Here is a 12229-nt window from a genome sequence, read left to right on the forward strand (position 1 = left end):
CTCGGACCCCTCGCTGGACGGCATTCAGGGGCGTCCGGTGGCCGAGCGGTGGCCATTTGTGCAGCGAGCGTGCAACGGCGGCGGTGGCCGGGGTGTACGCGGAGCGGGCGGAGATGCTGTCGGGTTCCTGCAACGCTCCTGGCGAGACTCACTCAGGACCGTCACCACTGTCGATCACCGCGACTACTGTCATCCGACAGCGCGCTCTCAGACTGTTCGCCGCCTCCGAGCAGCCTTGTCGACGAACGCTTCCAAGCCGCTTCGGGGGTGCAAGTACCCGTAGCGGTTGGTCACGGGAACCCGCACGCAACCGGGCGGCGTGGAACGCCGAGGTGATGGTTCGGCCACAGGCGTACCGTCCTGGAATGCCCCCAACCGGCGCGGCATTCCAGGGCGGAACGCAGGGTGGAAGTCGGTCATTCGACCGCGTCGGGCCAGGGGTGGTCCACGTGGCAGCTCATGGGGACCCGGAGCGTGCTTCCGGGCAAGTCGAAGGAGCGGCCCGCCGGCAATTCGGCATCCTCGGTGGCGCGACGGGCGTCACCTCTCGAACCGTCCTCTCACGAGAGTCGGGGCCGGTGCGCTTATCGCCAGCACCGGGCCGGGGTGCCGTCCTTGTTCGAGCCGACCGACACTTCGTAGGCCAGGCCGGTGCCGATCGCGGGCGGGGGAGTGTAGCCGCTGACGCGGAAGTCCACGCTGAGCAGCAGATGGCGGCCTTTCACGGCCCTGGTCCAGCAGACCCCCTGCACCTCGGCGGGCAGCGCGCCGGGCCCGGGGTCCTCCCGCTGCCAGCCGGCCGCCGGGGCTGTCTTCTCGTAGTAGCCGATGACATCGCCCGGGGTCCCGGTGTACGCGTATACCCGGTCGGCGTGCAGCCATGCCTTTCCGGGACTGTCGTCGTCGCAGCCCGTTGTTGTCCCCTCGCCGTGGTAGTTCGCGGGCTCGGCGGCGCCGTGCGGTGCGGCGGAGAGTATCGGCTGGGCTGCCAGTTGTGCTTTGGCGGCCGTGGTGCCGTGGCAGCTGTCACCGATGAGTGAGCAGGCGCTCAGACCCGTGACCGAGGGCAGGACGACAACTGCCGCCAGCAGCACGGCGGTCCGGGCGGAAACGGGGGCGGGGGCGGGGTGCACAAGTAGCTCCTGTGGGGACACGTACGGGCGGCCAAGTGCGGCAGCCGCCCGCGAGGGAGGAACCGCACCTGACCCAGTGTCACGTTCCGGTCCAGCGCGGGATCTCCGGGGCCGTCTCTACTACCAGAGGTAACCAGCCCGGTCGAGGTAGTCACCGATGCTGTAGAGGTACTGGAGCAACTGGCCCCGGTTCAAGTAGCGCCGGGTCTCCGAACGGTTCCAGCGGCCGCTCTCCAAGGCCCGGGCCACCCAGTTGCTGTGCTGGTCCACTCTCTGTGTCGCAGCGTCGCACGCCGGGCCGGCACTTCTCCCCTGCTTCCTGCGCGTTGCCCAGTCGCTCCGCGGCATTCCAGCCGAAGAAGTAGGTCGGACCGGCCTGCCGGATGAAGTGCCGGATGCAGTGCCGGATGGCGTTGCCCCGACCGCGGTTGCCCCGACCGCGGTTGCCCTTGATGTTCCACGAGAGAATGCCCGACAGGTCCGTCACGAAGACGCGGTTCGAGTAGCCGAGGTTCCCGCATGCCTTGGCTCCAACTCCGCGAAGACCGCCCTCGCCGCGAGCACCGTTGCGGGCGGGCCGCCGGGGCCGGCTGTGAAGTTGCGCGTGTGCCTTGACGCGACCGGAGCACGCGTGTTCACTTCCCCATTGGAGAGCGCTCTCCCGCCCCCCGGCGCAGCCGCCCGCCCTTCCGACCTTGACCGCCGCCGCGCCCCCGTACGGGCCCTCGGCCGCCAACGACCGCCCGCGCGAATCCCGTTCCACCGATGGGCTCCGCCCCGGCGGTACCTCGCCCATCGCGGTCCCCGCACCGAATTCTCTCGCTTCCCCCCATCTCACCTGTGAGGGAGATTCATGTTCGTCAGTCATCGGGCCAGACCCCGTACGGCCCGGATGTTCCGCTCCGTGTGGCTCGCCCCCATCGCCGTCCTGGCGTTGATCGCCTCGCTGTTCGGTACGGCGCGGCCGGCCCACGCCGACACCACGCTGCTGTCGCAGGGCAAGCCGGCCACCGCCTCCTCCGTGGAGAACGCCGGGACCCCGGCGAGCGCGGCGGTCGACGGTGACGTCAACACCCGCTGGTCGAGCGCGGCTTCGGACCCCCAGTGGCTTCAGGTCGACCTCGGCGCGAGCGCGACGCTCTCCCAGGTGGTCCTGCAATGGGAGAGCGCCTACGCCAGCGGCTTCCAGATCCAGGTGTCCGGTGACGGCGCGACCTGGACCTCGGTCTACTCCACCACCACCGGCACGGGCGGCACACAGACGCTTTCCGTAAACGGTTCCGGGCGCTATGTCCGAATCTACGGCACCAAGCGGGCCACCGGCTACGGCTACTCCCTGTGGGAGTTCCAGGTCTACGGCTCCGCCTCCGGCGGCGGCACCGGCACCACCTGCGGCACGGCCAACGCCGCGCTGGACCGGCCGGCCACCGCCTCCTCCGTGGAGAACGCCGGGACCCCGGCGAGCGCGGCGGTCGACGGTGATGCCAACACCCGCTGGTCGAGCGCGGCTTCGGACCCCCAGTGGCTCCAGGTCGACCTGGGCGCCAGCGTGCCGATCTGCCAGGTCGTCCTGCAATGGGAGGCGGCCTACGCGTCGGCGTTCCAGATCCAGGTGTCCGGTGACGGCGCGACCTGGACCCCGGTCTACTCCACCACCACCGGCACCGGCGGCACACAGACCCTGACCGTCTCGGGCACCGGCCGCTACATCCGGGTGTACGGCACGGCCCGGGCGACCGGCTACGGCTACTCGCTGTGGGAGTTCCAGGTCCGTACCGGCGGCAGCGGCACCACCACCGGGGGCACCACCACCGGCGGCACCACGGGCGGTACGACCGGCGGAGGCGGTACCGGCGGCACCTGCGGTACGACCAACGCCGCGCTGGGCCACCCGGCCACCGCGTCCTCGGTCCAGGACGACAACCCCGCGTACGCGGCCAACTACGCGGTGGACGGCAGCACCGTGACCCGCTGGGCCAGCGCCTTCGCGGACCCGCAGTGGTTGCAGGTCGACCTGGGCGCGAGCCTGCCGATCTGCCAGGTGGTCCTGCAATGGGAGAACGCCTACGCCAGCGGCTTCCAGATCCAGGTCTCCGACAACGGCACGAACTGGACCTCGGTCTACTCCACCACCACTGGCACCGGCGGCAAGCAGAAGCTCGACGTCACCGGCACCGGCCGCTACATCCGGGTGTACGGCACCAAGCGGGCCACCGGATACGGCGACGCGCTGTGGGAGTTCCAGGTCTACACCGTCGGCGGCGTGACCGGCTCCATCCCCACCCCGCCGGTCAAGCCGGCCCCGGGGAACTGCCCGTGGGTCAACTCCACCGCGGCGACCGCCACCCGCGTCGCGCAGCTCATGGGCCAGATGACGTTGCAGCAGAAGGTCGCCATGCTCCACGGCACCGGCTCCCCCGACTACATCGGCAAGATCGTCGGCAACCCGGCCCTCTGCATCCCCGACCTCAACCTCCAGGACGGCCCGGCCGGCGTCGGTGACGGGCTCGGCGGAGTGACCCAGATGCCGTCCGGCCTGGTCTCGGCCGCGACCTTCGACCCGAAGTACGAGCAGGACTACGGTTCCGCGGTCGGCCAGGAGTTCGCGGGCAAGGGAGTGAACGTCGCCCTCGGCCCGACGATCAACATCGTGCGCGACCCGCGCTGGGGCCGGGCCTTCGAGACGTTCGGCGAAGACCCTTATCTGTCAGGTCAGATGGGCGCCGCCGATGTCCAGGGCATCCAGAGCCAGGGCGTGATGGCCCAGATCAAGCACGCCGCCGCGTACAACATCGAGCAGCCGGCCGGCACCATCAACGTCGACGCGCGGACGCTGGAGGAGATCTACCTGCCGGCGTTCCAGACCGCGATCACCCAGGGCGGCGCGGCCTCGGTGATGTGCGCTTACAGCAACGTCAACAACGTCCCGTCCTGCCAGAACGCCCAGATCCTCAACCAGGGCCTCTACCAGCAGGCCGGCTTCACCGGCTTCGTGACCTCCGACTGGGGCGGCGCCCACTCCACCGTGGACTCCGCGAACAACGGCATGACCGTGGAGATGCCCTTCGGGTACTACTTCGCCGACTTCCTGGTCCAGGCGGTGCAGAACGGCCAGGTCACCCAGACCACCGTGGACACGATGGTCTCGCGGGTGCTCACCCAGATGTTCCGCTTCGGAATGTTCGACAAGGCGCCCTCCGGCTCCAACACCGCGATCGTCACCACCCCGGCGCACGCGCAGGTCGCCCTCAAGGGCGTCGAGGAGGGCACGGTCCTGCTGAAGAACAACGGCACCCTGCCGCTGAACCCCGCGAACCTCTCCTCGGTCGCGGTGATCGGCCAGGACGCGGGACCGGGCGCGCAGACCATCGGCGGCGGCAGCGGGACCGTCACCAGCCCCGGCACGTACACGCCGATCATCGGTATCCAGGAGCGGCTGGCCGACACCGCCGCCAAGGTCACCTACAACGACGGCAGCGACCAGAACTCCGCCGCCGCGCTGGCCCGTTCCTCGGACGTCGCGGTCGTCTTCGCCAGCGACAACTACGGCCACGAGGAGGCCGACAACGCCTCGCTCAACCTCCCGGGCAGCCAGGACGCCCTGATCGCCGCCGTGGCCGCGGCCAACCCGCGCACGATCGTCGTGCTCAACAACAACGCCGCCATCCTGATGCCCTGGCTGGGCCAGGTCGCGGGCGTCTTCGAGGGCTTCTACGACGGCCAGGTGTGGGGCCAGGCCATCGCCGCGCTCCTGTTCGGCGACGTGAACCCCTCCGGCCACCTGCCGGTGACCTTCCCGACCTCGCTCTCCCAGGTCCCGGCCAACACCACCGCCCAGTGGCCGGGTACGAACGGCGTGGTCCAGTACTCCGAGGGACTGAAGGTCGGCTACCGCTGGTACGACGCCAACAACGTCACCCCGCTGTTCCCCTTCGGCTTCGGTCTGTCCTACACCTCCTTCTCCTTCAGCAACCTGAAGGTCGGCGCGCTGACCAACGGCCAGGCGACGGTCACCGCGACCGTCACCAACACCGGCAGCCGCGCGGGGGACGAGGTGGCCCAGCTCTACGTCGGGGATCCGGGCGCCGCGGGCGAACCGCCCCACCAGTTGAAGGGATTCCAGCGCGTCACCCTGGCCCCGGGCGCCTCGGGGACGGTGACCTTCACGGTCGGCGCCCATGACCTGGCGTCGTGGAGCACCGCGTCCAACAGCTGGGTCGCGGCGGCGGGTTCGTACCAGATCCTGGTCGGAGACTCGTCCCGCAACCTGCCGCTGACCGGCAGCCTGACCCTGAGTTCCGCCGTCACCGCTAACGTCAGGTGACAGCCCGGCCGCGGGGCGGACGCCGTCCCGCGGCCGGTACGGCGGGCCCACGGGCCCGCGGTTCTTCCGTCCGCCGCCGACCCGGCCCGCGCTCCTGCCGCCCCGCCCGCGCTCCTGCCGCCGCGTCCCGTCCGGCCGGGCCGCGTCCGTCGCCGCGCCCGTCACCGGCAGGGCCGCCACCGGCCGTCGGCCGCGCTTCGGCCGGCCTGTCCGCGCCCTCGGCGGGTGTCCGGCCCCGCCGGTATCGTGGCCGCGCCGACACCGCCACGGAGGGACCTGCCATCGACACAGCGGAGGAGTTCGCGCGGGCCCTGGACGCGCTGCGCAGGGCGTCGGGAAAGTCGTACCGCGCGTTGGCCGACGAGTGCGGGCTGGGGTTCAACACGATCGCGGGCTACTGCTCCGGCCGTCATCTGCCGCAGCTCGCCGTGCACGCCGAGTTCGCCGCGCTGCTGGCCGCGTTGGGGGTTCCGGCGGGGGAGCCCCGGAAGGCGTGGCTGGAGGCGCTGCGCACGCTGCCGGCCCGGGCCAGGCGGGGCGCCGCGCCGACGTGGAACCCGTACCGGGGTCTGGAGGCGTTCGGATCGGACGACGCCGGGGTGTTCTTCGGCCGGGAGGCCCTCAGCGCTCAGTTGGTGGACACCCTGGCCGGCTGCCGTCGGCGGGGTGTGCCGCTCGTCGTGGTGGGGCCTTCGGGGTCGGGCAAGTCGTCCCTGTTACGGGCAGGGCTCCTGCCCCGGGTGGGGCCGTCGGTGGTGATGACGCCCAGCGCGGCGCCGCTGCGCCAGTGGGCGTCGCACGCCGCCGGGGCCGCGCGGGACGCGGTGGTGCTGGTCGACCAGTTCGAGGAGCTCTTCACGCTGTGCGCCGAGGAGAGCGAACGCCTCGCCTTCATGGCCGTGCTGCTGGACCACCCCGGCCCGGTGGTGCTCGGTCTGCGCGCCGACTTCTACAGTCGCGCGCTGCGTTACCCGCGGCTGGCGGTGGCGCTGCAACAGGGGCAGGTCCCGGTGGGGCCGATGGCCCCGGCCCAGCTGCGGGAGGTGATCGTCGAGCCCGCCCGGCTGGCCGGCCTGGAGCTGGAGGACGGGCTGGTCGAGCTGCTGCTCGCCGACGCGACACGCGAAGTGGGCCTGCTGCCGCTGCTGTCGTACACGCTCCAGGCCATCGTGGAACTGGCCCGAGCCGAGAACCCGCGCGCCACCTCGGTAGGGGTCCGCCACTACCGGGCCGCCGGCGGCGTGCGGGGCGCCATCGCCCAGACCGCGGAGGTCGCCTTCCTGTCCCTGCCGGTCCGTCAACAGCCCGTGGCGCGGCACCTGTTCCTCCGTCTGGTGAAGACCGACGACAGCACGGCGGACACCCGGCGCCGCGTCGCCTTCGACGAACTCCTCGACGCGCGGGCGCCCGCGGACCCGCACTCCGCCGTCGCGGGACCGGCCGACGCCACCGCACAGTCGACCCCGGCCACCGTACGACCGGCCGCCGTCCCGCAGTCCGCCGCCGACGACGACATGGCCGAGGTCCTCGACGTCTTCGTCACCCGCCGTCTGCTCACCGCGGGCGAGCAGACCGTGGAGATCGCCCACGAGGCCCTGCTGGCGGCGTGGCCGCGATTACGGGGCTGGCTGGAGGACGACCGGGAGGGCCACCGCGTCCACGGCCGGCTCACCGCGGCAGCCCGCGCGTGGCGTGACGAGCAGCACCCCGCGGAGGGCCTGTACCGGGGCGGGACGCTCGCGGCAGCCCTGGAGTGGGCGGCCGGGCCCGGTTCCGGGGACGCGCTCAACCCGCTTGAACGGCAGTTCCTCACCGCCTCGTCCGACGCCGCGTCGGCCCGGGAGGCGGCGGAACGGCGCCGCGTACGCCGCCGCTACCAGATGTCCAGCCTGCTGATGGCGCTCGTGCTGGTCGCGGCCGGGGCGGGCGCCTACGCGCACCGGGTGGGCGTCACCGCGCACCGCGAGACGCGCACGGCCCTGTCGCGGCAGACCGCGGAGCGCGCCGACCGGCTGCGCGACAAGGACCCGGGACTGGCGGCGCAGTTGGCGCTGGCCGCGTACCGGACGGCCGCGACCCCGGAGGCCCGCGCGTCGCTGCTCGACTCGTCCGCGCGGCCCACCGCACGCCGACTGCGGGCCGACCCCGGCTCCGCCGTGGTGAGCGCGTCCACCCCCTCGCTGGTCGCGGTGGGCACCTCCGCCGGACGGGTGCGGCTGTGGCGGCCCCGTGCCGCCGGCGGGCCGGTCCCCGTCGGGCCCGGCCTGACGCTCGGCCGGGCCCCGGCCGCCCTCGCCCTCAGCGCCGACGGCACGATGCTGGCCGCCGGCGACAGCACCGGCCGTGTCACGGTGTGGCGCGTCGCCGACCCGTCGCACCCGGTGCCGGTGCCCCTGCCGTCCGGGGCGTCCCGAACCGTCCTGGGCCTGGCCTTCAGCGCGAACGGCCGGCTGCTGGCCGCGAGCGGCGGCGACGGTACGGTCCGGCTGTGGCGGGTGGACGGCGAAGCCTCCGCGCCCGCCGCCCTGACCGGGTCCCACCAGGCGGTCACATCCGTGGCGTTCACCCCCGACGGCCGCACCCTCGCCGCGGGCGGCGACGACCGGCGCGTCCGGCTCTGGGACGTCTCCGGCGCCGGCCCGCCGCGCGTGCTGTCCGCCCTCACCGGCGCCGCCAGCAAGATCTACGCCATCGCCGTCTCGCCCGACGGGCACACGCTGGCGGCGGGCACGGCCGCCGAGCACAACGTCCGTATCTGGGACATCAGCGACCCCGCGCGCCCGGTTCCCCTGGGGAAACCGCTGACGGGACCGGCCAGTTGGATCAACACGGTGACCTTCAGCCCGGACGACCGCACCCTCGCGGCCGGCAGCGCCGACACCTCGCTGTGGCTGTGGGACCTGCGTTCCCGGCAGCCGCTCGGCACGCTGCCGCAGCCCGCGCCGGTCCTCGCCGCCGCCTACGAGGACGCCGGCACCCTGGACACCCTGGCCGGCGACGGCGTCCTGCGCTCCTGGAGCGTGCCGGGACCGGTCCTCACCACGGGCACGAGCCAGGTCTTCTCCGTCTCGTTCGACGCCACCGGCCACCGGCTGCTGGCCGGCGACGGCGCCGGCACGCTCCGCCTGTTCGACGTCACCGATCCGCAGCGTCCGGCCGCCATCGCCGGGCCGATCGGCAACGTGCCCGGCTCGGCGCCCCTGGCGGGTGCCTCCGCGCTGACGCCGGACGGGGATGTGGCCCTGGGGGGCGCCACCGACGGGACGGTCAGCGTGTTCGACATGGCCGACCCGGCTCACCCTGCGGCACTCGGCCGGCCGGTGCGCGTCGCCCGCGCGACGATCGAGGCCATCGCGCTGAGCGCCGACGGGTCGACCGCCGCGGTCTCCGCCGACGACGGTTCGGTCCATCTGCTCGACCTCGCCGATCCGGCCCACCCGGCCGTCCTGGCGGCGATGACCGGACCTACGGGCATCGCCTTCGGGGTGCGGTTCAGCCCGGACGGGAAGCTGCTCGCCCTCGCCGGGGAAGACGCCCGCGGCTACCTGTGGAACGTCCGCGACCGCCACCACCCCCGGCTGCTGACGACCGTCCGCGGACTCGGCGGCGCCGTCTACGCCACCGCCTTCAGCCACGACGGCCGTCTCCTCGCCTTCGGCGGCGCCGACTACTCCGTCCGGCTCGTCGACCTGTCCCGGCCCGACACCCCGGTCCTCGTCGGCGCGCCCCTCGTCGGACCGGTGGGCGAGATCTACGAGCTGGCCTTCGCCCCCGGCGACGACCGGCTCGCCGTCAGCAGCATCGACCACACCGTCTGGCTGTGGGACCTGCGCCAACCCCGCCGGCCCGACCTGCTCGCCACGCTCAAGTCGTCCGGCGACGGACTGCTCACCGTCGGCTTCAGTCCCGACGGCCGGACCCTGGCGGCCGGCGGCCGGGGCGACGCCGTACACCTGTGGAACACCGACCCGGACTCGGTCGCCCGCTGGGCATGCGCGACCGTCGGCGACCCGATCACGCCGGCGGAGTGGGCCCGCTTCCTCCCCGACCTGCCCTACACCGCGCCCTGCCGGTAGTGCGACACCGCTGCCGTACGAGTCCGTACGGGACCGGCGACCTGCCCGTACGAGGTCGTACGGGCTCCCGGCGAGCGCTGTCCGGCCCCCGCCACCCCTCGGTAGACCTGCCACGAAGCACATCGCACCGTGGATCTCCGAGAGGAACACCATGCGTACCGGAAACAAGCGCACCGGAAACAAGCTCAGGACCGCCGTCGCGGCCGCCGCACTGGTCGGCGCGGGTCTGCTCGGCGCGGCGCCGGACGCCGCCGCCACCGACTCCGGCGGCGACGGCAACCCGGCCGTCGACTGCGCCAACGGGCAGACGATCGCGTCGGCCAGTATCACCAACGCCGGCGTGGTCGTCGGCCTCGTGGAGATGCGCTGGTCGTGGGCGTGCAGCGGCAACTGGACCCGCACCACGTCGTACGTCGGCTCGAAGACCCTGGAGTCCTACACCGAGGCCCCCAGGACCGGCCAGAACTCCCTGGCCGTGGACGTCGGAACGTCCAACTGGTCGCCCTACCTCCGTGTCGCGCCCAGCGAGCGCGTGTGCTCCTGGGGCCGGGTGTACCTCGCCGACAACCTCCGCGTGGGCGCGACCGTCTGCTCCAGCTGACGGACCGCCGACCCGTCACCACCCGAAAGCATCCCCGCCACGACAGCGCACGAGAAGAAGGAGTGTCACATGCGTGTCACCGGAAAGCGGACCCTGGCCCTGCTGGCGACGGCCATGGGCACCGTCGCCCTGGCGGCAGTGCCCGCCACGGCCGCTCCGTACGACCCCTACACGGGCAGTAATCCGTCCACGACCGGCTGCCAGGCGGACGCCGTCACCATCGCGACGCAACCGATCAGGAGCCAGCAGGCGACGTACGGAACGATGGAGGTGCGCTACTCGCCGTCGTGCGGCACCAACTGGGTGCGGGCGGTCATCACCGTTCCGCTCGCCACGGGCACCGTCACCAAGGGCATCCGGCGCCCTTCCAGCCAGCCCGACGGACACGGGGGATGGCTCGGCTACTACGAGGACCAGGAGACCGATCCCGCGGTCGGATCGTCCTTCGGGATGCAGGTCTACGCCCCGGGGAGCACGTGCGTCCTCGTGTCGAGCGTCGTGAAGGACACCTCCGGGCAAGTCGTCGCCTTCACGGGCACGGGCGTCCCGTACAACCCGTGGGTCACGATCTGCTGACCTCCGCCGGCCGGACGCGGGGTCGGCCGCGGCGCCGTCCCACAGGGCGGCGTGACGCATGAAGCGGTCCCCGGCGGCGCCGTGCCGGTGCTCCTCGACCGGGCGGGCCGCGCCGCCGGGGACCGTGCGTCGTGACGCCGGCGCCGGCCTTTCCGCTCGGGCGTCCCTCATGTGAGGGGGCGTCCATCACATGATGATCGGGATGTCAGCGCGCGCTGTCGGCTTCGACGTCCGAGCCCCCGGCGACCGACCCGGCCGTCACCGACCCAATGGCGGCAAACCCGGGCCCTCCCCGTCGGCCGGGTCAGTGGAGTCGCCGGTCGCCCCGTGTCAAGGTGTGCGGGGCAACCGTTGAGGACGTGAGATGCGGTCGGTGATGGCGCTTTGGAAGTCTCCGGTCGGAGGCTTCGTCGACACGGTGTTGCGCGGAGTCGGGCAGGTGCTCCTGCAGAACAATCCGCTGTCCGGGGCGATCTTCCTGGCCGGAATCTTCGTGAGCAGCTGGGTGGCCGGGCTGTACGCGCTGCTGGGAACGGTGGTGGCCACCGGCACGGCGCTGCTGGTGGGGGTGCCGGGAGCATCGGTGAGGCAGGGGCTGTACGGGTTCAACGGCACCCTGACCGCGATCGGTCTGGCCGCCTACGTCACCCGCGGGCCCGCCCTGGTGGGCTATGTGGTGTTCGCCTGCTCGGCCGTCACGATCGTCGCCGCGGCCATCTACAACTTCGTCAACTCCGAGCACGTCCCGACGCTGACCGCCGCGTTCGTGGCGACCGCCTGGGTGTTCCTCGCGGGGCTGCGCCAGTTCGGCGCCTTGGGCGGCGCCGCGGCGCTGACCGCCCCGCGCCTGCCCACCCGGTCGTCCTCCGGTGCATCGACACCGACGCCGAGCGATCTGCTGTTCGGGTTCTTCCACGGATTCGCCGAGGTGATGCTGCAAACCAGCGTCTGGACCGGGGTGGCGCTGCTGGTCGGGATCCTGGTCAATTCGCGGATCTCCGCCATCGCGGCCGCCGCCGGCAGCCTGATCGGGTTCGGCGTGGCCTGGGGGCTGGGCGCGTCGGAGACGACGCTGCGCGGCGGCCTGGCCGGCTACAACGCGGTGTTGACGGCGATCGCCCTCGCCGGCCTGTACTACCTGCTCAGTTACCGCTCGGCGCTGTTCGCCGCGGTGGCCGCCGCGGTGAGCGTGGTCGTCGAAGGCATGTTCGGCACCGTGCTGGCCCCGGTGGGGCTGCCCACGCTCACCGCACCCTTCGTCGTCACCACCTGGCTGTGCCTGTTCGCCGCCAGCTCGTTCACACGGCTGCACGCGGTGCATCCGGAGGACGCCACCACCCCGGAGGCCAACCTGCGCTCGGTGTCGCGCCGCTGGGACAGCCTGACCCCCCGCAACGCCGGAACACGATGACCGTACGAGAGGGGAGCACCCACATGCTCGGTCCGAGCCGGGCGCACCGTGCCCGCACTGTCGGCGAACGCCGGACCCGTCGCCGGATGCCGGCCCGCCGAGACTGAC

General features: G+C 72.7%; 7 protein-coding genes. 5 read left to right on the plus strand and 2 right to left on the minus strand.

Features of this window, described 5'->3' with window-relative positions:
• Positions 1–584 precede the first annotated feature (584 nt).
• Positions 585–1133, minus strand: coding sequence for a hypothetical protein (locus OHA30_RS32910; protein WP_328917518.1), 549 nt, complete (start codon positions 1131–1133; stop codon positions 585–587).
• A gap of 120 nt (positions 1134–1253) precedes the next feature.
• Positions 1254–1403, minus strand: a complete 150-nt coding sequence (locus tag OHA30_RS32915) for a hypothetical protein (RefSeq protein ID WP_328917519.1) — start codon at positions 1401–1403, stop codon at positions 1254–1256.
• A 583-nt stretch (positions 1404–1986) separates the two neighbouring features.
• Here OHA30_RS32915 and OHA30_RS32920 point away from each other — a divergent pair.
• The 5 genes from OHA30_RS32920 to OHA30_RS32940 all read left to right on the plus strand — a co-directional run bounded on the left by OHA30_RS32920 (position 1987) and on the right by OHA30_RS32940 (position 12121).
• Positions 1987–5457: a discoidin domain-containing protein gene (locus OHA30_RS32920; protein WP_328917520.1), complete on the plus strand. Its 3471-nt coding sequence runs from the start codon at positions 1987–1989 to the stop codon at positions 5455–5457.
• Between the two features lie 281 nt (positions 5458–5738).
• On the plus strand, positions 5739–9533 hold the full coding sequence (locus OHA30_RS32925) for an nSTAND1 domain-containing NTPase (protein WP_328918089.1): 3795 nt from the start codon (positions 5739–5741) through the stop codon (positions 9531–9533).
• A 151-nt stretch (positions 9534–9684) separates the two neighbouring features.
• Complete coding sequence (locus tag OHA30_RS32930) at positions 9685–10134, plus strand: hypothetical protein (protein WP_328917521.1); 450 nt, start codon at positions 9685–9687, stop codon at positions 10132–10134.
• Positions 10135–10203: 69 nt separating this feature from the next.
• Entirely contained in the window at positions 10204–10710 is a 507-nt protein-coding gene (locus OHA30_RS32935) for a DUF2690 domain-containing protein (RefSeq protein WP_328917522.1), read from the plus strand.
• 376 nt (positions 10711–11086) lie between these two features.
• The gene (locus tag OHA30_RS32940) at positions 11087–12121 is read left to right on the plus strand and encodes an urea transporter (RefSeq protein WP_328917523.1); all 1035 of its coding nucleotides are present in this window, start codon (positions 11087–11089) and stop codon (positions 12119–12121) included.
• Positions 12122–12229: the final 108 nt, after the last annotated feature.

The organism is Streptomyces sp. NBC_00223, assembly GCF_036199905.1.
Lineage (GTDB): Bacteria > Actinomycetota > Actinomycetes > Streptomycetales > Streptomycetaceae > Actinacidiphila.

Bases quoted from the DNA above. Each gene is read 5' to 3' on its own strand.
- OHA30_RS32935 (WP_328917522.1), top strand. From the start codon at position 10,204: ATGCGTGTCACCGGAAAGCGGACCCTGGCCCTGCTGGCGACGGCCATG.
- OHA30_RS32940 (WP_328917523.1), top strand. From the start codon at position 11,087: ATGGCGCTTTGGAAGTCTCCGGTCGGAGGCTTCGTCGACACGGTGTTG.
- OHA30_RS32920 (WP_328917520.1), top strand. From the start codon at position 1,987: ATGTTCGTCAGTCATCGGGCCAGACCCCGTACGGCCCGGATGTTCCGC.
- OHA30_RS32930 (WP_328917521.1), top strand. From the start codon at position 9,685: ATGCGTACCGGAAACAAGCGCACCGGAAACAAGCTCAGGACCGCCGTC.